Raw genomic sequence first — 21,250 nt, forward strand, 5'->3', positions numbered from 1 at the left:
GACACTCGTCGGCACCCGCAACACCACTCGTCCCGGCGGCGCGCCGACGCGCCGCCGGGACGGACGTGCACGAAGCGGTGCACGATGCCGAGGAAGGCAGCAAGCGATGGTTCACGTATCAGGCGGTCCGGCGCTCGCCGGTCCCGTCACCGACGACGCGGAGGCCGGCATGGGCTCGGATCCTTTCGTCCCCGGGACGCCCCCGGTCCTCGAGGTGAGCGGCCTCGACAAGTCGTTCGCCGGGGTGCACGCGCTCCGCGGCGTCGACTTCTCGGTCCTCCCGGGCGAGGTTCACGCCCTCATCGGCGAGAACGGCGCCGGCAAGTCGACCCTCATCAAGGTCATGACGGGCGTGTACGAGCCGGACGCCGGCGAGGTGCGCTTCCGCGGCGAGCCCGTCGCGTTCGCGACCCCCCTCGCGGCCCAGGAGGCCGGGATCTCCACGATCTACCAGGAGATCAACCTCGTCCCCATGATGAGCGTGGCCCGCAACCTGTTCCTCGGGCGCGAGCCCCAGCGGTTCGGGCTGATCGACTCCGCGCGCATGAAGCGTGAGGCCCGCGAGGTGCTCGCCGAGTACGGGGTGCACGTGAACCCGTCCCGGCCGCTGCGCTCGCTCGGTCTGGGCGCCCAGCAGATGGTCGCGATCGCCCGGGCCGTCCAGCTCGACGCCCGCGTCGTCATCATGGACGAGCCGACGTCGTCGCTCGAGCAGCGCGAGGTCGAGACGCTGTTCGAGGTCATCTCGCGACTCAAGGCGCGCGGCATCGCGATCGTGTACGTGAGCCACCGCCTCGACGAGCTGTACCGGATCTGCGACCGGGTGACCGTCATGCGTGACGGCGAGGTCGTGCGGGTCGACTCCATGGCCGCGGTCGAGCGGCTCACGCTCATCTCGCTGATGCTCGGCCGCGAGATCGGCGACATCAAGGCCCACGGCACCACCGAGCTCGAGCCCCACGACGTCGACGAGTCCGCCGCGCCGGTCATCTCGGCGCGCGACCTGCAGCGTCGCCACCAGCTCGACGGCGTCAGCGTGGACGTCCGACCGGGCGAGGTCGTCGGACTCGGCGGCCTGCTCGGCGCCGGCCGGTCCGAGACCGCGAAGGCGATCATGGGCGCGCTGACGCTCGACGGCGGGGAGGTCGAGATCGCCGGGAAGGCGACGCGGCGCACCGTCGCGTCATCGATCCGCGCGGGCGTCGTGATGCTGCCCGAGGACCGCAAGGCCGAGGGCATCGCCCCCGGCCTGTCCGTCCGGGAGAACATCGTGCTCGCCGCGCTGCCGCGCATCACGCGCGCCGGACTCGTCGACCGGCGCAAGCAGGACGAGATCGTCGACTACTTCATGAAGCGGCTGCGCATCAAGGCGTCCAGCCCCGACCAGAAGGTGTCGGAGCTGTCCGGCGGCAACCAGCAGAAGGTACTGCTGGCACGCTGCCTCTGCCTCGACCCCAAGGCGCTCCTGCTCGACGAGCCGACCCGCGGCATCGACGTCGGCGCGAAGGCCGAGGTGCAGGGCGTCATCGACGAGCTCGCGCAGCAGGGCCTCGGCGTCCTGCTCATCTCGTCCGAGCTCGACGAGCTCATCGAGGGCTCGGACCGCGTCGTCGTCCTCAAGGACGGCCGCGTCGTCGGCGAGCTGACCGGCGACCAGGTCACCCAGGACGCACTCATGACCACGCTCGCCGAGGCGCCCACGGCGCCCGAGCTCGAGCCGCAGGCGCAGGAGGAGAACGATGACTGACGTGGCCGTCGGCCGGGCACGCCCCGGCCTCGACCGGGCAGGACGCGACCGCACCGTCGCGTGGCTGCAGGAGTACGGCGTGTACGTCGCGATCGTCGCGCTGCTGGTCGTCAACGCGATCATCACGCCGTCGTTCCTGACCGCCGCGAACTTCCGGGTGCAGGCGTTCCAGGTGGTGCCGACGCTGATCATCGCGCTCGGCATGGCGCTCGTGATCACGACCGAGGGCATCGACCTCTCGGTCGGCGCGGTCGTGGCCCTGTCGTCCGCGATGATCCCGCTGTACCTCGGGTACGGGGCGTGGACGGCCGTCCTCATGGCGCTCGTCGCGGGCTGCCTGTCGGGCCTGCTCGCCGGGCTCATGGTCGCGGTCGCGAACGTCCAGCCGATCATCGCGACCCTGGCCCTGATGATCGGGTTGCGCGGGCTCGCCGTCATCATGAACGGCGCGACGGCCAAGTCCGTGGACGACTCGACCATCGCCGGGCTCGGCCTCGACAACCTCTTCGGGGTCCCGGAGATGGTGTGGATCGCCGTGGTGATCGTCGTGATCCTCGCGTTCGTCGTGCGGCGCACCGCGTTCGGCCGCCGCCTCACCGCGATCGGTGACAACCGGGCGGCGAGCACGCTCGCCGGCCTCCCGGTCAAGCGCGTCCTCGTCACGGTGTACATCGTGTCGGGCCTGCTGGCGGCGCTCGCGGGCGTGCTGTTCGTCGGGCACGGCGGCTACGCCGACCCGTCGAACTACGGCCTCAACTACGAGCTGTACGCGATCACCGCGGTCGTCGTGGGCGGCACGCCGCTCACCGGCGGGCGGATCAAGGTGCTCGGCACCGTCGCGGGCGCGGTGTTCATGCAGCTCGTCACCGCGACGCTCGTGCAGCACGACATCAAGAACTCGTGGAGCCAGATGATCGAGGCGGTCATCATCATCGTGGCCGTGTACGCGGCGCGTGGACGGAGCGGACGATGACCACCACCACCCTTCCCACGCCCGACGCTGCCGTCGACGCGGACGGCACGCGCGAGACGCGCGTCGAGCGGATCACCGCGCTCGCGCAGCAGCAGGGCGGTCTCGCCGCGCTCGTCGTCGTCGTGGTCCTGTCCTGCATCTTCTCCGACGGCTTCGCGACGACCGGCAACTTCCAGTCGATCCTCGTCGGCAACTCGTACACGGCCCTGCTCGCGCTCGGCATGACGTTCGTCATCATCACGGGCGGCATCGACCTCTCGGTCGGCTCCGTCTTCGCGCTCGGCGGCGTGCTCGCAGCCTGGGGGGCGAACCACGGCGGCATCGTCGTCGCGATGGCCCTGCCGGTCGCGGTCGCGCTGGTGCTCGGCTGGGTGCACGGCATGCTCGTCGCGAAGGCGCGGCTCGCGCCCTTCATCGTGACCCTCGCCGGCATGCTCTTCGCCCGCGGTCTGCTGCAGGCCATCACGAACGAGGGCAGCACGACGTTCCTCGTCCCGCAGGGCTCGCCGTTCCTGTGGCTCGGTGACGGCGTGTGGCGTCCGATCCTCACGGCCGTGATCCTGTTCGTGCTCGGCGGCCTGCTGTTGGTGCGGACACGGTTCGGCCAGTCGCTGTTCGCGCTGGGCGGCTCCGAGAACGCGGCACTGCTCATGGGCCTCCCTGTACGACGGACCAAGGTCCAGGTGTACATGCTCAGCGCGGGCATCGCGGGCGTCGCCGGGATGCTCAACGCCTCGCGGCTCCAGTCCGGCGTCACGAACATCGGGGTGGGCTACGAGCTCACCGCGATCGCGGCCGTCATCATCGGCGGCACGCTGCTCACCGGCGGGGCCGGGTCGGTGCTCGGCACGGCGGCCGGCGTGCTGCTGCTCGCCGTCATCCAGAACCTCATCGGCGTGCACCTGTCCCAGTACGGGTCGTCGGCCTCGGACCTGGCCAACGGCCTGTTCCTCGCCGTCGTCGTCCTCATCCAGACGACGCTGCAGCGGGTCAGGCGGCTGCCGTGAACCGGACCACGACGACGCTCGCCGACGGTCGCGAGCTGCACTACTACGACGGGGCGTCGCGCGTCCGTCGGCCCGCCCCGGACCAGCGGCCGCTCGAGCAGGTCGGGGCGCGTTCGGAGCTCCGGTTCGACCCCGTCCTCGAGGAGTGGGTCATCGTCGCGGGGCACCGGCAGGGGCGCACGCACCGGCCGAGCGCGGGGGACTGCCCGCTGTGCCCCTCGGGTGAGGGGCGGCTCACCGAGGTCCCGGCCGACGACTACGACGTGGTCGTGTTCGAGAACCGGTTCCCGGCGCTGTCCGGGCGTGAGCCCGGGCTCGCCACGGGGCCGACGCCCTCGGGCCCGGTGCCGCCGGTGGTGCTCGACGGGTCGCGGCCCGGGGTGGGCCGGTGCGAGGTCGTGTGCTTCACGCCCGAGCACGACGTCGCGTTCGCCGACCTGTCGCGCAGCCAGGCGGAGCTCGTGGTCGACGCGTGGCGCGACCGCACGGAGGCGCTGTCGGCCGACCCGTCGGTCGAGCAGGTCTTCTGCTTCGAGAACCACGGCGTCGACATCGGGGTGACGCTCGAGCACCCGCACGGGCAGATCTACGGGTACCCGTTCGTCACGCCGCGCACCCGGCAGGCGATGGCGAGCGCCGAGGGCTACCACCAGCGCACCGGCCGGAACCTGTTCGACGACGTCCTCGCGCGGGAGCGGGCGGACGCGTCGCGCGTCGTGCTGGAGTCGGCCGAGTGGACGGCCTTCGTGCCGCACGCGGCGCGCTGGCCGTTCGAGATCCACCTGTACCCGAACCACCGGGTGCGCGACCTCGCGCACCTGTCGGACGCCCAGGCGAAGGACCTCGCGGGCGTGTCGCTCGACGTGATGGGCCGGTTCGAGCGCCTGTTCGACGGCCCGTCGGCGTACGTCGCCGGGTGGCACCAGACGCCCACGCGCGCCGGCGACGACGACATGGCGCTGCACCTCGAGGTGTTCACCGTCCGCCGGGCGGCGGACAAGCTCAAGTACCTCGCGGGCAGCGAGTCGGGCATGGGAGCGTTCACGAACGACGTCGTGCCCGAGGAGGCGGCCCGCCGCCTGCGCGCCGCCGCCTGAGGTCTCACCCCGTCCGCCGGGTCGGCGGGCGGGTGCGTGGCCCCGGGTGCGGACGCCCGGTGCCACGCAGGGGGTGGCACCGGGACGCGGGTGTTCCCGTGTCAGACGGTGACGACGACCTTGCCGACGTGGTCGCCGGACGCCAGCCGGTGGAAGCCCTCGGCGACGCCCGCGAGCGGGACGGTCGAGTCGATCGTCGGGCGGACGCCGGTGCGTGCGACGAACGCCAGCAGCGCGGCAAGGTCGTCGCGCGTGCCCATGGTGACGCCCTGGACGCGCAGCTCCGTGAAGAAGATGCGGGTCAGCTCGGCGGTCTCGGGGTCGCCGGTCGTCGCGCCGGCCGTGACGAGCGTGCCGCCCGGGCGGAGCGAGCGCACGGAGTGCGACCACGTCGCGCGTCCGACGGTCTCGATGACGGCGTCCACACGGTCGGGGAGCCGTGCGCCGCTCTCGAACGCGCCGGCGGCGCCGAGCCGCAGCGCCTGGGCGCGCTTCTCCTCGGTGCGCGAGGTGACCCAGACCTCGAGCCCGGCGGCCGCACCGAGCGCGATCGCGGCCGTCGCGACGCCGCCGCCCGCGCCCTGCACGAGCACCCGGTCGCCGGGGGCGACCTGCGCCGCGCGGAACAGCATCGAGTAGGCGGTGAGCCACGCTGTCGGGAGGCACGCGGCCTCCTCGAAGCTCAGCGCCTCCGGCTTCGGGACGAGGTTGTGGGTCGGAACTGCGACCTGTTCGGCGAGCGTGCCGGGGTAGCGCTCCGAGAGGAGCGAGCGACGTTCCGTGGGCCCGACGCCGTGGCCGTCCGCGCCGATCACGGCGTGCACGACGACCTCCGTGCCGTCGGGCGCGACCCCGGCCGCGTCCGTCCCGAGGATCATCGGGAGCTGCTCGGGCTTGAGGCCCACGCCGCGCAGCGACCACAGGTCGTGCTGGTTCAGCGACGCCGCGCGGACGTCGACGGTCGTCCAGTGCTCGCGGGCGTCCGGGGCGGGTCGGTCACCGACCTCCAGGGCGGACACCGGGTCGTCGGGGGCGAAGCGGGCGGCGGTGGCGGCGAGCATCCGCCGAGACTACGCCGCGCCAGCTCGGCGTCCGGGGTTTCACGGGGCGCGTTCCGGCGGCCGGCGTCGGCGGCCGGGTGGCGCTCAGAGGTCCAGATGGAGTCGCAGCGCTTCGTCCACCTGTTCGATGAGGTCGCGCGGCACGTGACCGACTCGGTGGGTGAGGCGTGTCGCGGACACGGAGCGCACCTGCTCGCACTGCGCCTTCGACTCCCTGTCGAGTCCTGTGCGTGCGGCAGGGAGGAGCACCTGGAACGGGAAGACTCTCTGGGTGCTCGATGTCACGGGAACCACCGTCACGACGCCATGGCCGGCGAACGCGCGCTCTGCGGCGACTGCTCGGCTCACGATGATCGCCGGACGGATCGTGTTCGCCTCGTGGCCCTGGACCGGGTCGAGATCCACGAGCCAGATCTCACCTCTCATGCGAGTCCGTCCGAGGCGGTGACGTCCCAGACGTCGTCGCTGCCGGCGGCGGACCACTCCGCGTACGCGGCGTCGTACTGCGTGGCGAGCTCGCGCTCACGGAGCAGGTCGATGGCTTCCCGGAGAGCCGCAGAGCGATTCAAGCCGGGATGGCGCGCGACGTACGTGTCGAGAACTGCGACATCTCGATCCTCCAGGCTGATGCTCAACTTGGTCATACTGCTGATGCTACCGATAGTGGCAAAGCCTGCTGCACGACCGCAGGCCGCCCCTCACAGCAGCGGCAGTGCGCGGCCCAGGTCGGGGACGGCGTCCGCGGACGACGGCGTCGCGAGCGCCTCGGCCAGCAGGTCGACGTGGTACGGCACGCGACCGGTGGCGAGCCGCGTCCACAGCAGCGGGTCGTCGACGAGGAGCGAGTACCCGCCACGCACGACGACGACGTGGAGGAGCTCGTCCGCGACGAGACGCAACGCCTCGGGGTCCACGGGCGGCCCGGAGACGGCGACCGCGCCGGGCAGCGAGCGGGCCAGGTCGTCGGCGTGCACCACCAGCTCGACGAGGCGCGACAGGACCATGTCGTGCAGGCGGATCGGTCCTCGCCGGGCCTGCACGACGATGTCCCCGGGGCCCAGGTCGTCGAGGTTCGCGAGCGCGTGGCGGGCGAGGCGGGCGACCCCGGCGACGCGGTCGGGAACGAGCTCCGCGTCGAGCTCGCGGGTCACGCGCGTGATCTCGTCGCCCCGGTCCGGGTACGTCCCGAGGTACTCGGCCAGCGTGAGGGGGTGGGTGCCGTCGGGCGCCGCCACGCAGACACCGAGCGCGTCCATGGCGCGACCCAGGTGGGACACGAGCTCGCCGGTGCTCCAGCCCGGTAGCGCGCTCGGCACGTCGACGTCCAGGACGCCCGACTCCTCGCTGTCCTCGAGCCAGGTCTGCAGGCGGTCCCACTGTGCGTGCATCGCGTGGCGCAGCACGTCGAGGTCGGCGATCACCCGGGCAGACTAGCGCCGCTCCGACGTCCACGCGTGCCGCACCGGAGGGCGCGCGGCGGTCTGCGCCTCAGTCGCGCACGCGCTCCCCGGCGGCGAGGAAGTCCGCGACCACCGGGCCGAGCTGGGCGAACTCGATGAGGAACCCGTCGTGCCCGTGGTCGGAGTGCAGCACGTGCAGCGGCTCGGCGCCGGGGACGCCGCGCTGGATGCGGGCGGACTCTGCCGGCAGGAACAGGCGGTCCGAGTCGACGGCGACGACGAGGGTGCGCGCGGTGATCTGGCCGAGCGCGGTCTCGACCCCGCCGCGGTCGCGGCCGAGGTCGTGCGTCAGCATCGACTCGGTGAGCCGCACGTACGTGCCGGCGTCGAACCGGCGCGCGAGCTTGTCGCCGTGGTGGTCGAGGTACGACTGCACGGCGTACCGGCCGCCGTGCAGCGGGTCCTCGCCGCCCTGCGGCATGCGGCCGAACCGTTCGTCGAGCTCGAACGCGCTCCGGTAGGTGGTGTGCGCGATCGAGCGCGCGATCGACAGGCCCACGTGCGGGCCGTCGCCGTCCGCCGCGTCGTAGTAGTCGCCGCCGCGGAACCGGGGGTCGGCGTGGATCGCGGAGAGCTGAGCGTGCGCCCACGCGATCTGGTCGCCCGACGTCTGCGCGGTCGACGCGATGACGGTGATCGCGTCGACGTCGACGCCGTGCTCGGGGCCGAGCAGCGCCCACTCGAGCACCCGCAGGCCGCCCATCGACGCGCCCACGACGAGCGCCCACGACCCGATCCCGAGCTCGTGCGCGAGGTCGACCTCGGCGAGCACCTGGTCGCGGACCGTCACGACGGGGAACCGGCTGCCCCAGGCCACGCCGTCCGGCGCGCTGGACGACGGCCCGGTCGAGCCCTGGCAGCCGCCGAGCACGTTGGGCGCGACGACGAACCAGCGGTCGGTGTCGATGGGACGACCGGGGCCGACCATCTCCTGCCACCACCCCGCGGTGGGGTGCCCGTCGCCGGCCTCGCCGGTCACGTGCGAGTCACCGGTCAGGGCGTGCAGCACGAGGACGGCGTTGTCGCGCGCCTCGTTGAGCTCGCCCCACGTCTCGTAGGCGAGCGTGACGGGCAGGCGCCCGCCCCCCTCCAGGTCGAGCGTCCGCAGGTCGGCGAACTGCCGGCGTCCGACGGGGTCGCCGACCTGCCAGGCGCTCGACGCCGGCACCGGCGTCGGGTAGCGCAGCCGTCCCGCGGAGGACCGTCCCCGGGGCACACGGCCCCCGCCCGACGACGAGGTCGGGCCGAGCGGGGAGAGGTCGGGGGAGTTCACTGGGGTCCAGCCTACGAGTCGGTCGGTGGTGAGGGGGCGGGCGTCCATCGGGCGGTCGGCCTCAGCCCTGCTCGGCGTCGCCGTCGGCCGCGCCGGCCGCGTTGCCGCCGAGCGCGCCCTTGGCGGCGGTGAAGCCCAGCTCGAGGTCCGCGAGGATGTCGTCGAGGTGCTCGATGCCGACGGCGAGCCGCACGAGGCCCGGGGTCACGCCCGAGAATGCCTGCTCCTCCGGGGTGAGCTGGCTGTGCGTCGTCGACGCCGGGTGGATGACGAGCGAGCGGACGTCCCCGATGTTCGCGACGTTCGAGTGCAGCCGCAGCGCGGACACGAACGCCTGACCCGCGTCGGCGCCGCCGTCGAGCTCGAACGCGAGGACGGCGCCCGGCCCCTTCGGCGCGTACTTGCGGGCGTTCGCGTGCCACGGGCTGGACTCCAGCCCGGCGTAGTGGACGTGCCGGACGTCGTCGCGCGCCTCGAGCCACTGCGCCACGGCCTGCGCGTTCGCGACGTGCTTGTCGAGGCGCAGCGAGAGCGTCTCGATGCCCTGCTCGATGAGGAACGCGTTGAACGGCGAGATCGCGGTGCCGAGGTCGCGCAGGAGCTGGACGCGCGCCTTGAGGACGAACGACAGGTTCACCCCGAACACGCCGTCCGCACCGAGGTCCCGGGCGTAGACGAGGCCGTGGTAGCTGGGGTCCGGCTGGTTGTAGTTGGGGAAGCGCTCGGGTTCGCGGCCGAAGTCGAACGTCCCGGCGTCGACGATCACGCCGCCGACCGCCGTGCCGTGCCCGCCGAGGTACTTGGTGGCGGAGTGCACGACGACGTCCGCGCCCCACTCGAACGGACGGACCAGGTAGGGGGTCGCGACGGTGTTGTCGACGATCAGGGGCACGCCGGCGGCGTGCGCCACGCCCGCCACCCCTTCGATGTCCAGGACGTCCGTCCGGGGGTTGGGGATCGTCTCGCCGAAGAACAGCTTCGTGTTCGGGCGGACGGCGTCGCGCCACTGCTGCAGGTCGTGCGGGTCGTCGACGAACGTCGTCTCGATGCCGAGCTTCGCGAGCGTGTGGTGCAGCAGGTTGTACGTGCCGCCGTACAGGCTGGACGACGCGACGACGTGGTCGCCCGCCTCGGCGACGTTGAGGATCGCGAGGGTCTCGGCGGCCTGGCCGGACGAGACGAGCAGCGCGCCGACGCCGCCCTCGAGGTCCGCGATGCGGTTCTCGACGACCTCGGTGGTCGGGTTGCCGATGCGCGTGTAGATGGGGCCGAGCTCCTGGAGCGCGAACCGCGCGGCGGCCGTGCGGGCGTCGGGGAACACGTAGGACGTGGTCTGGAAGATCGGGAGGGCGCGGGCTCCCGTGCCCGGCTCGGGCTGCTGGCCGGCGTGGATCTGACGGGTCTCGAAGGACCAGGCGGGGGCGGACTCAGGGGTGTTCGACATGGCGTGCTCCAGGGGCGCGGCGGGACGGTGGTGACGGCTGCGGGGACCGGGTGGGCGATCCGCAGCGGCCGGTCCGTCCGGGCCGGGGCGCGGGAGGCGCCGGGGAGCGGGCGAACGTGCCTGAGAACGGATCACCGGTGCGTGCCCGGAGGCACGGGACGGTGAGCTCTCAGCGGCACATTCGACGGGTCATGTCGTCGACAGTAGGCAGGGTGGTGCCCGCGAGCCAAGCCCGTCTCACGAAATGAGACCACGATGTGAGACGCAGGAGGACGGCTTGGGGGAGCCGCTGCTCAGCGCAGCGGCGTGTGCTCCGGGTCGACCCGCTCGCCCGCGCGCACCGGCCCCGGGGGCGTCCCGTCGCCGAACGGACGCCCGCCCAGCGCCTCCCGGCCGTGCGGCGTCGCCCACCCCGACAGGTCCGGCCCGTCCGGCACGATGCCCGACGGGTTGATGTCCGTGTGCACGCGGTAGTAGTGCTGCTTGATCTGCCAGAAGTCCACGGTGTCGCCGAACCCCGGCGTCTGGAACAGGTCGCGCGCGTACGCCCACAGGGCGGGGAGCTCGGTGAGCTTCTGCCGGTTGCACTTGAAGTGCCCGTGGTAGACGGCGTCGAACCGCACGAGGGTGGTGAACAGGCGCACGTCCGCCTCGGTGATCGTGTCCCCGACGAGATAGCGCCGGTCCGTGAGCCGCGCCTCGAGCCCGTCGAGCGCCGTCCACAGACGGTCGTAGGCGGCGTCGTACGCCTCCTGCGACCCCGCGAAGCCGCACCGGTACACGCCGTTGTTGACCTCCGTGTAGACGTGCCGCATCACCGCGTCGAGCTCCTCGCGGTGCGCCGGCGGCAGCAGGTCCGGGGCGCCCTCCCGGTGGAACGCGCGCCACTGGGTCGACAGGTCGAGCGTGATCTGCGCGAAGTCGTTCGTCACCACCGCGCCCGTGCGCTCGTCCACGATCGCCGGCACGGTGATCCCGCGCGGGTACTCCGGGTCACGGCGGAAGTACGCCTCCTGGATCCGCTCGATGCCGAGCACCGGGTCGCGCCCGCCCGGGTCGAGGTCGAACGTCCACGACCGGGCGTCGTGCACCGGCCCGCACAGGCCCAACGACAGGACGTCCTCGAGACCCAGCAGGCGTCGCACGATGATGGTCCGGTTCGCCCACGGGCAGGCGCGCGCCGCGACGAGCCGGAACCGGCCCGGCTCGACCGCCACGTCGTCGCTGCCCGGCGCGGGGTCGGCCACGATCCGGGTGGTGATGTAGCGCGTGTCCCGCGCGTACTCCTGCCCCGGCACCGAGTAGGTGCCACCGGTGCCGTGCTCCGGCCGTTCGTCCTGCGTCGTCTCCGTCACCCCGCCAGCGTAGGCAGGACCGGCCGCCCGGTGCGCCCGGATGCTCCGGTCGCGGACGCCGCCACCGTGCCGTACCTATGAGGGACAGGTCGACGCCGCCCTGCGCGCGACCACGGGGGAACCAGGGAGAGCGCCATGGCGAGCAGCAGTCCCGCGGCAGACATCGTCCGCAGCGTCGGCGGAGCCGGGAACATCGAGAGCCTCACGCACTGCGCGACCCGGCTCCGCTTCCAGCTCCGCGACGCGACCGGCGTCGACAAGGACACCGTCGAGGCCATCCCGGGCGTCCTCGGGGCGGTCCCGCAGGCCGGCGACCGGTACCAGGTCGTCATCGGGGGAGGCGTCCAGACCGTCTACAACGACATCCAGGCGCTGCCCGAGATGACCGGCGCCGGCGGCGGTGGCGGGGACGACGACGCCGCCGCGATCAAGGCCCGCGAACGCGCCAAGGGCCCCCGCGGGAAGCTCGCCTGGATGGACTCGCTCTTCGAGTTCCTGTCCGACTCGTTCCGGCCGATCCTCGGCGCCCTGCTCGGCGCGTCGCTCTTCATCACGTTCATGTCGCTCATGTCGACGCTGCACGTCATCGGGAACTGGGCCGACCCCCGCACCGAACTCCCGGTCTCGTGGCAGTTCGTCAACCTCATGTGGCAGTGCGTGTTCGTGTTCCTGCCGCTCATGGTCGCGTACAACGCGAGCAAGAAGGTGGGGGCAGACCCCTGGGTCGGCTTCGCGATCATGGCCGTCCTCATGCTGCCGGGGTTCACCGGGCTCGCCGACGGCGTCGAGCCGCGCGAGGTCTTCGGGACGTCGGTGAGCGTCGTCGACATCTTCGGCGTCCCGCTCACGGTGTTCGACTACAGCTCGCAGGTGTTCCCGCCGCTGCTCATGGCGGCCGTCCTCGGCGTCGTCTACAAGTACCTCAAGAAGCTGATCCCCGAGAACGTCCAGCTCATCTTCGTGCCGTTCCTCAGCATGCTGATCATGATCCCGCTCACCGCGTTCCTCATCGGCCCCATCGGCGTGTACGCGGGAGCCGGGCTCTCCGACGTCCTCAAGTCGGTCAACGACTTCTCGCCCTTCATCTTCGCGATCGTCGTCCCGCTGGCGTACCCGTTCATGGTGCCCCTCGGGCTCCACTGGCCGATCAACGCGATCATGCTGCTCAACATCCAGACCCTCGGCTACGACTACATCCAGGGCCCGATGGGCGCCTGGAACTTCGCGTGCTTCGGCGCGACCGCGGGCGTGCTCGTCCTCGCGTGGCGCGAGCGCGACGCGACCATGCGGCAGACCGCCACCGGGGCGCTCGCGGCCGGCCTGCTCGGCGGCATCTCCGAACCGTCCCTCTACGGCATCCACCTGCGCTTCAAGCGGATCTACCCGCGCATGCTCGTCGGCTGCTTCGTCGGGGGTCTCATCATCGGCATCGGCGGAGGCGTCACGACGAACGCGTTCGTGTTCACGTCCCTGCTGACCATCCCCGCGTTCAACCAGATCGGCCTCTACGCGCTGGCCGTCACCGCGGCGTTCGTGACGTCCATGGTGCTGGTGATCATCTACGGCTACAAGGCGCCCGAGCCCGCTGCCGACGCTTCTGACGGTGCCGAGGCGGCCGGCTCCGGGACGACCGCCGGTGCGCCGGCCGAGGGGGTCGCGGCGCCCGCCGCGGACGCCGGGGTCGGCCCCGTGCACGAGCTCGCCGCCCCCGTCGCCGGCACCGCCATCCCGCTGTCCGAGGTGCCGGACCCCGTGTTCGCCGGCGGCACGATGGGTCCCGGCGTCGCCATCGAACCGACCGGCGACACCGTCACCGCGCCCGCGTCCGGGGTCGTCGCCGCGGCCCAGGACACCGGGCACGCGTTCGCGCTCGCCCTGGACAGCGGCATCGAGCTGCTCATCCACGTCGGTATCGACACGGTGAACCTCAAGGGGGAGGGGTTCGAGGTCCTCGTGAAGGCCGGCCAGCACGTCGACACCGGGACGCCCCTGGTCCGGTTCGACCGGGACGTCATCGAACGAGCCGGTTACTCGCTCGTGACACCGGTGATCGTGCTCAACGCCAAGAAGTTCGACGCCGTCGACCCCGTCGGGCTCGGCCCGGTCGAGGCGGGGGCGCCGCTGCTCGCCGTCCAGGCCAAGGCGGCTCCCGCCCAGGTCGCCCGGTGAACCTCGCGCCGACCTCTCGCTGAGCGTCCCGACGACGACGGCGCCGCACCCTCATGGGGTGCGGCGCCGTCGTCGTCGTCGGTGCGGGGTGCCGGGGCTCAGTGGCCGGGCAGGCCCTGCGTCGGGGCGAAGTGGTGACCCGCGTCCTTCGCGCGCTGGATCGAGCGCACGATCTCGGCCTCCGCCTCGGTGCGGTCGGTCCAGTGGGCGCCCTCGACGGACTTGCCGGGCTCGAGGTCCTTGTAGACCTCGAAGAAGTGCTGGATCTCGAGCCGGTGGTAGTCCGACACGTCGTCGATGTCCTGGCGCCACGCGGCACGCTGGTCGCCGGTCGGCACGCACAGGACCTTGTCGTCGCCGCCGGCCTCGTCGCGCATGCGGAACATGCCGAGCGCGCGACACCGGATCAGACAGCCGGGGAACGTCGGTTCCTCGAGCAGGACGAGCGCGTCGAGCGGGTCTCCGTCCTCGCCGAGGGTGCCCTCGATGAAGCCGTAGTCGTCGGGGTAGCGGGTCGAGGTGAAGAGCATCCGATCGAGCCGGATCCGGCCGGTCTCGTGGTCCACCTCGTACTTGTTCCGCTGACCCTTCGGGATCTCGATGGTGACGTCGAACTCCACTGTTCTCCTCCAAGCGGGATTGCGGCCTCTAGTGTGGCACGCGCACACCAGGTCGGGAGGTCGGATGTTCCGTGCACGGACAGTGACGGCGGTCACTCTTGCGGCGGTCCTCGTCGCGGCGGGCGGGTACGCCGTCGCCGACGCGCGCGACGTCGTGCCCGGCCCGCTCACGACGCAGCCCTCCCCGACCCCTCAGCCGCCCTTCCCGACGGCCCCGGGCGCCGCGTCGCTGTCCTCGTCCGGTCAGGTCGTCGCCGCGCCTGCCGCGGACGACCCCGCCCCGTCGGCGGCGGCCGTCGCGCGCGACGTCGCCCGGCTCGTGCGCGACGACCGGCTGGGCTCCCGCGTGGGCGTCCAGGTGGTCGACGTGCTCAGCGGCGACGTCCTCAGCGCGTCCGGCGCGACGTCCCGGTACACGCCGGCGTCCACGCAGAAGCTCCTCACCGCCGTCGCGGCGCTCACCGCGCTCGACCCCGACGCGACGCTCCCCACGACCGTGGTGCAGGCGGGCCCCGGCGGGATCGCGCTCGTCGGCGGAGGCGACCAGCTGCTCGCGGAGGGGAAGGGGTCGGCGAGCGCGGTGGACGGCCGGGCCGGCGTCGCCGACCTCGCCGCGCAGGTCGCCACGAAGCTGCGGCTCGCCGGCCGGTCCTCCGTCACGCTCACGGTCGACGACACGTTCTTCAGCGGGCCGGCCCTCAGCCCCACGTGGGACCCGTCGTACCTGGCGAACGGGTTCGTCGCGCCCGTCTCCGCGCTGTCGATCGACGTGGCGCGGAAGTCGGGCACCGAGTACGCGCAGCGGTGGACCGACCCGGCGACGCACACCGCCGACGTGTTCGCCGCGGCCCTGAAGAAGCGTGGGGTCACCGTCACGTCGGTCGCCCGCGGGTCGGCGCCCGAGAAGGCGACACGGCTCGGGATCGTCCGGTCGGCGACCGTGCGCGAGATCGTCGGCTACGCGCTCCAGCACTCCGACAACACCGTCACGGAAGGGCTCGGGCGGCTCGTCGCCGCGTCCCGCGACCTGCCCGCGTCGTTCGACGGGGCGACGAAGGCCGTCGTCGCCGTCGTGCACGGCCTCGGCGTCGACACGTCGGGCGCCCGCCTCGTCGACTGCTCCGGTCTCGGCAAGGGGTCGCTCCTCACGCCCCGCCAGCTCGCGCAGGTGCTCGCGCTCTCGACCGGCGGCGACCACCCCGACCTCACCGGGGTCGTCGCCCTGCTGCCGATCTCCGGGCTCCGCGGCACCCTGGACGACCGCTACCTCTTCACGGACGCGCGCGGTCGCGTCCGCGCCAAGACCGGGTCGCTCACCGGCGTCGCGTCGCTCGCCGGGACCGTCATGACCGACGACGGACGCGAGCTCGTGTTCGTCGTCATGGCCGACCGGACGAAGGACGGCCCCTGGGAGGCGCGGGCCGCGATCGACGACTTCGTCACCCGGCTCGCCGACTGCGGATGCTCCTGACCGGCCCGTCCCGGCGGCGACGTCCCGTCCGGCGTCGGGGGACCGCCCGTCGTTAGGGTGGGCAGATGACCGCCACCACGGACGTCGAGATCGTCGACTGGTCGGCCGCCGCGTCGCTCGCGGGACGCGTCGCACCGCCCGGTCCGGTCGCCCCCCGCGCCGAGCTCGAGGCGCTGGTGGGCTCGCTGCGCAGCGCGGCCCGGCGCGCCGTCGCACCCGTCCAGGACGTCACGGGCCTCGTCCCGGCCACCCCGGGCGACGCGTCCGTCCTGGTGGTCGACCGGGCCCGCTGGGCGCGCGCCAACACCGAGATCATGGCGACCGTCGCGCAGGGCGCGCTCGAGGCGGTGCTCGGCGACCGCCCGGCGCCGCCCGGGCCGACCGCCCTGGTCGGTGCGGCGCAGGTCGGAAGCGTCCTCGCGCTCCTGTCGAGCCGCGTCCTCGGCCAGTTCGACCCGTACACCGACCCGGGTGGCGCCGGCCGGCTGCTGCTCGTCGCCCCGAACCTCCTGGCCGCCGAGCAGCGGCTCGGCGTCGACCCCGAGGACTTCCGCCTCTGGGTGTGCCTGCACGAGCAGACCCACGCCCTGCAGTTCGCCGCCGCGCCCTGGCTCGGCGAGCACCTCGCGTCCGTCACGCGCGACCTGCTGGCCGACCTCGCGCACGACACGCGCGAGCTCGGCGAGTCCCGGTTCCGCGACAAGCTGCGCGCGCTCGTGTCGGCCCTCTCCGCCGCGGTCCGCGGGGACGGGCAGGCGCTGCTCGCGGGCATCGTGAGCGACGAGGACCGTGCGCGTCTCGCCGACGTCACCGCTGTCATGGCCCTGCTCGAGGGGCACGCCGACGTCGCCATGGACGACGTCGGGCCGGCCCTCGTCCCGAGCGTGCGCGACATCCGGGCCCGGTTCGAGGCGCGCCGCGACGGCGCCGGCCGGGCCGACGTCGTCGTCCGGCGGCTGCTCGGCGTCGAGGCCAAGATCGCCCAGTACCGCGACGGTGCCGCGTTCGTGCGCGCCGTCACCGACCGCGTCGGGCAGGACGGCCTCAACGCCGCGTTCAGCGGGCCGACCGCGCTCCCCACCGCCGCCGAGATCGCCGACCCGCGCGCCTGGGTCCGGCGCGTGCACGGCTGACTCCCGCATGCCCGGACCGGACGCGGCCGAGGCGGCGACACGCGTCGCCGTGCGCCGCGCCGTCGCGGACCTCGACGCGGGCGCGCTCGTCCTCGTCGGGTGCTCGGGCGGCGCCGACTCGGTGGCCCTCGCCGCAGCCGTCGCGTTCGTCGCCCCCCGGTCCGGCCTGCGTGCGGGGGCCGTCGTCGTCGACCACGGGCTCCAGGACGGCTCGGCGCAGGTCGCCGCCGACGCCGCCGCCACGTGTCGCGCGCTCGGCCTGGCGCCCGTCGACGTCCGACGCGTCGAGGTGGGCGCCCGGGGCGGACCCGAGGCCGCCGCGCGCGCGGCCCGGACCACCGCCCTCGAACGCGCGGCTCGCGAGCACGGCGCCGTCGCCGTCCTGCTCGCGCACACCCTCGACGACCAGGCCGAACAGGTGCTCCTCGCGCTCGCGCGCGGCTCGGGCGCTCGCTCGCTCGCCGGCATCCCGGCCGCGCGCGGCGTCTACCGGAGGCCCTTCCTCGGTCTGCGGCGGTCCGTGACCGAGGCGGCGTGCCGCGCCCGCGGGCTGACGTGGTGGGACGACCCGACCAACGGCCGCCCGGCGGCGGGCGCCGCCGCTTCTGCCGCCGTGACGTCCGCCACGGTCCTGCCTCTGCGCTCGCGCGTGCGCGCCGACGTCCTGCCGGTGCTGGAGGACGTCCTCGGCCCCGGCGTCCCCGAGGCGCTCGCCCGCTCCGCCGCCCAGCTCGCGGACGACGCCGACCTGCTGGACGGGCTCACCGCCGAGGTGCTGGAGCGCGCGTCCCGGGCGGCCACCGGTGCGGCGCCCGCCGACGGTGCGCGGCCCGTCGTGCTCGACGTGGAGGTGCTGGCCGCGGCCCACCGGGCGCTGCGCACCCGGGCGCTGCGCCGGGCCGCCGTCGCCGCGGGTGCGCCGCGGGGTGCGCTCGCCGCCGCGCACGTGGACTCCGTCGACGCGCTCGTCACCCGCTGGCGGGGCCAGGGACCGGCGCACCTGCCGGGACCGGTCCTCGCGTCCCGGGAGTGTGGCACGCTTGTTCTGCGGGCGGGTCCGACCCCGACCCACACCCCCGACCCCCTGTGAATGCGTCAAGAGGAGTGCTCTCGTGGACCGATCCGACGTCTCGGCCGACCTGGCGGACATCCTGCTCACGGAGCAGCAGCTCGGCGAGCGGCTGGACCAGATGGCCGCCGAGATCGACGCGGACTACCGCGACCAGGACCTCCTGCTCGTGGGCGTCCTCAAGGGTGCCGTCATGGTCATGGCGGACCTCGCGCGCCGCCTGCACCACACCGTCGAGATGGACTGGATGGCGGTGTCGTCGTACGGCTCCGGGACCAAGTCGTCGGGCGTCGTGCGCATCCTCAAGGACCTCGACACCGACCTCACGGGCCGCAACGTGCTCATCGTCGAGGACATCATCGACTCGGGCCTGACGCTGTCGTGGCTGGTCTCCAACCTGCGCAGCCGCGGCCCGCGCTCGGTCGAGATCGCGACGATGCTGCGCAAGCCCGCCGCCGCGAAGGTCGAGGTCGACGTGCGCTACGTCGGGTTCGACATCCCGTCCGAGTTCGTCGTCGGGTACGGCCTGGACTACGCGGAGAAGTACCGGAACCTGCCGTTCGTCGGGACGCTCGCGCCGCACGTCTACGGCGGCTGACCCCTTTTCCTGCCCTGGGCGAACACGCGGTCTCGCGCACAGCGTGAGCGTGTAGGTTCGCAGCAGTCGAGTCGCGAGCGGAAGGATGCGGGGTCGACCCCGCCACCGATGAACATGAAGCGAATCCTCACGGGCCCGGTCATCTGGGTGGTCGTGGCCCTCCTGGTGTTCCTGGCCGCGCTGAACGTCCTGTCACGCTCCAAGGTCGAGCGGATCGACACGTCCGTGGGCATCGAGCTCCTCGACCAGGGCAAGGCCGAGAAGGCGCTCATCGTCGACGGCGACCAGCGCGTCCAGCTCGATCTCAAGGACGACTACGAGCAGGACGGCAAGAACCTCGGCAAGTCCGTGCAGTTCTACTACGTCCAGCCGCAGGGCGAGCAGGTCGTGCAGGCGGTCGAGGGCGCGAACCTCGCCAAGGGCTACGACTCGCAGATCGCGCAGGCGTCGATCTGGTCGTCGCTGCTGTCGCTCATCATCCCGTTCCTGATCATCGGCGTGATCTTCTGGTTCCTCCTGTCGCGCATGCAGGGCGGCGGGTCGCGGGTCATGGGCTTCGGCAAGTCCCGCGCGAAGCTCATCACGAAGGACATGCCGCAGGTCACGTTCTCCGACGTCGCGGGTGAGGACGAGGCGGTCGAGGAGCTCCAGGAGATCAAGGAGTTCCTCGCGGAGCCGGCCAAGTTCCAGGCCGTCGGCGCCAAGATCCCCAAGGGCGTCCTGCTCTACGGGCCCCCCGGGACCGGCAAGACGCTGCTCGCGCGCGCCGTCGCGGGCGAGGCGGGCGTGCCGTTCTACTCGATCTCCGGCTCGGACTTCGTCGAGATGTTCGTCGGCGTCGGCGCGAGCCGCGTCCGCGACCTGTTCGACCAGGCCAAGCAGAACGCCCCCGCGATCATCTTCGTCGACGAGATCGACGCGGTCGGTCGGCACCGCGGTGCCGGCATGGGCGGCGGCCACGACGAGCGCGAGCAGACGCTCAACCAGCTCCTCGTCGAGATGGACGGCTTCGACGTCAAGACGAACGTCATCCTCATCGCGGCGACGAACCGCCCCGACATCCTCGACCCGGCGCTGCTGCGCCCGGGCCGGTTCGACCGGCAGGTCGCGGTCGAGGCACCCGACCTCAAGGGCCGTGAGGCGATCCTGCGGGTCCACGCCGCGGGCAAGCCGATGTTCCCCGAGGTCGACCTCGCGGCCGTCGCACGTCGCACGCCCGGCTTCACCGGCGCTGACCTCGCGAACGTGCTCAACGAGGCCGCGCTCCTGACGGCCCGCAGCGGCGCCCAGCTCATCGACGACCGCGCGCTCGACGAGGCCATCGACCGCGTCATCGCCGGCCCGCAGAAGCGCACCCGTGTCATGAACGTCAAGGAGCAGAAGATCACGGCGTACCACGAGGGCGGTCACGCGCTCGTGGCGGCCGCCATGCGGTACACGGACCCGGTCACGAAGGTCACGATCCTGCCCCGCGGCCGCGCCCTCGGCTACACGATGGTCATGCCGCTGGAGGACAAGTACTCGACCACACGCAACGAGCTGCTCGACCAGCTCGCGTACGCGATGGGCGGCCGCGTCGCCGAAGAGATCGTCTTCCACGACCCGACGACGGGCGCGAGCAACGACATCGAGAAGGCCACCGCGATCGCCCGCAAGATGGTCACCGAGTACGGCATGAGCGAGCAGGTCGGTGCGATCAAGCTCGGGCAGGCGCAGGGCGAGCCGTTCCTGGGCCGTGACATGGGCCACCAGCGCGACTACTCCGAGAACATCGCCGGGATCGTCGACCGCGAGGTCCGCAAGCTCGTCGAGGCCGCGCACGACGAGGCGTGGGAGGTCCTGGTCCAGTACCGCGACGTCCTCGACGACCTCGTCCTCCGGCTCCTCGACAAGGAGACCCTCAACCAGGCCGAGCTCGCCGAGGTCTTCGCGCCCGTCGTGAAGCGCGACCCGCGCGAGGTCTGGCTCTCGAGCGAGCAGCGCGCCGTCTCCACCCGTCCGCCGGTCCTCACCGCGGCCGAGAAGGAGGCGCAGGGCGACGCCCCGATCATCCCGACCGACGAGGGCGCCGCCGCCACGATGGAGCACCCCGCACAGCCCGTGGGCGAGGTCCCCGCGGGCGAGTCCGTCGGTGCGGCGGAGCGTACGACGGACGTCCCGGCCGGGCCGGGGGCCGTGTGAGCGACAAGAAGTCGCCCGTCGACCTGGCGCGCGCCGAGGCGGCGGTCCGCGAGCTGCTCCTCGCGATCGGTGAGGACCCGGACCGGGACGGTCTCGCCGACACCCCGGCCCGCGTCGCACGCTCGTACCGCGAGATCTTCCGCGGGCTCCACCAGAGCCCGGCCGAGGTGCTCAGCACGACGTTCGACCTCGGTCACGAGGAGATGATCCTCGTCAAGGACATCGAGGTGTACTCGACCTGCGAGCACCACCTCGTGCCGTTCCACGGCGTCGCGCACGTCGGGTACATCCCGCGCGACGGGCGGGTGACCGGCCTGTCGAAGCTCGCGCGGCTCGTCGACGTGTACGCGAAGCGGCCCCAGGTCCAGGAGCGCCTCACGTCCCAGGTGGCCGACGCCCTCGTCGAGCACCTCGACGCGCTCGGCGTGATCGTCGTCGTCGAGTGCGAGCACCTCTGCATGTCGATGCGCGGGGTGCGCAAGCCCGGCGCCCGCACCGTCACGTCGGCCGTCCGCGGCCAGATGCGCGACCCGGCGACACGGGCCGAGGCCATGAGCCTCATCCTGGGGCGGTAGCCGGTGGACCGCGTCGA

Annotated in this window: 19 protein-coding genes; 11 read left to right on the plus strand and 8 right to left on the minus strand. The window is 72.9% G+C overall.

Going from position 1 to position 21,250, the window contains the following annotated elements; all coding sequences use genetic code 11:
* The first annotated feature begins 106 nt into the window (after nt 1-106).
* The 4 genes from CLV34_RS06975 to galT are packed head-to-tail and all read left to right on the plus strand — an operon-like array spanning nt 107 to nt 4,824.
* Entirely contained in the window at nt 107-1,747 is a 1,641-nt protein-coding gene (locus tag CLV34_RS06975; RefSeq protein ID WP_245859071.1) for a sugar ABC transporter ATP-binding protein, read from the plus strand.
* Complete coding sequence (locus tag CLV34_RS06980; RefSeq protein WP_100349540.1) at nt 1,740-2,720, plus strand: ABC transporter permease; 981 nt, start codon at nt 1,740-1,742, stop codon at nt 2,718-2,720. Before CLV34_RS06975 ends, CLV34_RS06980 begins: the two co-directional genes overlap by 8 nt.
* On the plus strand, nt 2,717-3,727 hold the full coding sequence (locus CLV34_RS06985) for an ABC transporter permease (protein WP_100349541.1): 1,011 nt from the start codon (nt 2,717-2,719) through the stop codon (nt 3,725-3,727). Before CLV34_RS06980 ends, CLV34_RS06985 begins: the two co-directional genes overlap by 4 nt.
* Nucleotides 3,724-4,824 carry a galactose-1-phosphate uridylyltransferase gene (galT, locus tag CLV34_RS06990; RefSeq protein WP_100349542.1) on the plus strand — a complete coding sequence of 367 codons (1,101 nt, stop codon included), beginning with the start codon at nt 3,724-3,726 and terminating at the stop codon, nt 4,822-4,824. Before CLV34_RS06985 ends, galT begins: the two co-directional genes overlap by 4 nt.
* A 101-nt stretch (nt 4,825-4,925) precedes the next feature.
* Here galT and CLV34_RS06995 read toward each other — a convergent pair whose 3' ends face one another.
* The 7 genes from CLV34_RS06995 to CLV34_RS07025 form a co-directional block, all read right to left on the minus strand.
* Nucleotides 4,926-5,885 carry a zinc-binding dehydrogenase gene (locus tag CLV34_RS06995; protein ID WP_100349543.1) on the minus strand — a complete coding sequence of 320 codons (960 nt, stop codon included), beginning with the start codon at nt 5,883-5,885 and terminating at the stop codon, nt 4,926-4,928.
* An 84-nt stretch (nt 5,886-5,969) separates the two neighbouring features.
* Complete coding sequence (locus CLV34_RS07000; protein WP_100349544.1) at nt 5,970-6,311, minus strand: type II toxin-antitoxin system PemK/MazF family toxin; 342 nt, start codon at nt 6,309-6,311, stop codon at nt 5,970-5,972.
* Nucleotides 6,308-6,529 carry an antitoxin gene (locus tag CLV34_RS07005; RefSeq protein WP_100349545.1) on the minus strand — a complete coding sequence of 74 codons (222 nt, stop codon included), beginning with the start codon at nt 6,527-6,529 and terminating at the stop codon, nt 6,308-6,310. The genes CLV34_RS07000 and CLV34_RS07005 overlap by 4 nt, the downstream gene beginning before the upstream one ends.
* Before the next feature lie 54 nt (nt 6,530-6,583).
* Nucleotides 6,584-7,306, minus strand: a complete 723-nt coding sequence (locus CLV34_RS07010; RefSeq protein WP_245859072.1) for a maleylpyruvate isomerase N-terminal domain-containing protein — start codon at nt 7,304-7,306, stop codon at nt 6,584-6,586.
* A 67-nt stretch (nt 7,307-7,373) separates the two neighbouring features.
* A complete protein-coding gene (gene metX, locus CLV34_RS07015) occupies nt 7,374-8,618 on the minus strand; it encodes a homoserine O-acetyltransferase MetX (RefSeq protein WP_425436198.1) in 1,245 nt (414 codons plus the stop codon).
* Nucleotides 8,619-8,679: 61 nt separating this feature from the next.
* A complete protein-coding gene (locus tag CLV34_RS07020) occupies nt 8,680-10,062 on the minus strand; it encodes a bifunctional o-acetylhomoserine/o-acetylserine sulfhydrylase (protein WP_100349547.1) in 1,383 nt (460 codons plus the stop codon).
* Nucleotides 10,063-10,355: 293 nt separating this feature from the next.
* Nucleotides 10,356-11,417, minus strand: a complete 1,062-nt coding sequence (locus tag CLV34_RS07025; RefSeq protein ID WP_100349548.1) for a glutathione S-transferase family protein — start codon at nt 11,415-11,417, stop codon at nt 10,356-10,358.
* 135 nt (nt 11,418-11,552) lie between these two features.
* Between CLV34_RS07025 and CLV34_RS07030 the strand changes: the two genes are divergently transcribed.
* Nucleotides 11,553-13,586 carry a glucose PTS transporter subunit IIA gene (locus CLV34_RS07030; RefSeq protein ID WP_100349549.1) on the plus strand — a complete coding sequence of 678 codons (2,034 nt, stop codon included), beginning with the start codon at nt 11,553-11,555 and terminating at the stop codon, nt 13,584-13,586.
* A gap of 98 nt (nt 13,587-13,684) precedes the next feature.
* Here CLV34_RS07030 and CLV34_RS07035 read toward each other — a convergent pair whose 3' ends face one another.
* Nucleotides 13,685-14,206, minus strand: coding sequence for an inorganic diphosphatase (locus CLV34_RS07035; RefSeq protein WP_100349550.1), 522 nt, complete (start codon nt 14,204-14,206; stop codon nt 13,685-13,687).
* A 64-nt stretch (nt 14,207-14,270) separates the two neighbouring features.
* On the opposite strand from CLV34_RS07035, the gene dacB reads away from it, so the two are divergent.
* The 6 genes from dacB (at nt 14,271) to folE (ending at nt 21,233) form a co-directional block, all read left to right on the plus strand.
* Nucleotides 14,271-15,677, plus strand: a complete 1,407-nt coding sequence (gene dacB, locus CLV34_RS07040) for a D-alanyl-D-alanine carboxypeptidase/D-alanyl-D-alanine endopeptidase (protein ID WP_100349551.1) — start codon at nt 14,271-14,273, stop codon at nt 15,675-15,677.
* A 65-nt stretch (nt 15,678-15,742) separates the two neighbouring features.
* Entirely contained in the window at nt 15,743-16,810 is a 1,068-nt protein-coding gene (locus tag CLV34_RS07045) for a zinc-dependent metalloprotease (protein WP_100349552.1), read from the plus strand.
* Nucleotides 16,811-16,817: 7 nt separating this feature from the next.
* Nucleotides 16,818-17,900, plus strand: coding sequence for a tRNA lysidine(34) synthetase TilS (gene tilS, locus CLV34_RS07050; protein WP_100349553.1), 1,083 nt, complete (start codon nt 16,818-16,820; stop codon nt 17,898-17,900).
* 22 nt (nt 17,901-17,922) lie between these two features.
* A complete protein-coding gene (hpt, locus tag CLV34_RS07055; protein ID WP_100349554.1) occupies nt 17,923-18,477 on the plus strand; it encodes a hypoxanthine phosphoribosyltransferase in 555 nt (184 codons plus the stop codon).
* 108 nt (nt 18,478-18,585) lie between these two features.
* Complete coding sequence (gene ftsH / locus CLV34_RS07060) at nt 18,586-20,658, plus strand: ATP-dependent zinc metalloprotease FtsH (protein WP_100349555.1); 2,073 nt, start codon at nt 18,586-18,588, stop codon at nt 20,656-20,658.
* The gene (gene folE, locus CLV34_RS07065; RefSeq protein ID WP_100349556.1) at nt 20,655-21,233 is read left to right on the plus strand and encodes a GTP cyclohydrolase I FolE; all 579 of its coding nucleotides are present in this window, start codon (nt 20,655-20,657) and stop codon (nt 21,231-21,233) included. The genes ftsH and folE overlap by 4 nt, the downstream gene beginning before the upstream one ends.
* Nucleotides 21,234-21,250 lie beyond the last annotated feature (17 nt).

It is taken from the genome of Luteimicrobium subarcticum (assembly GCF_002798015.1).
GTDB lineage: Bacteria > Actinomycetota > Actinomycetes > Actinomycetales > Cellulomonadaceae > Luteimicrobium > Luteimicrobium subarcticum.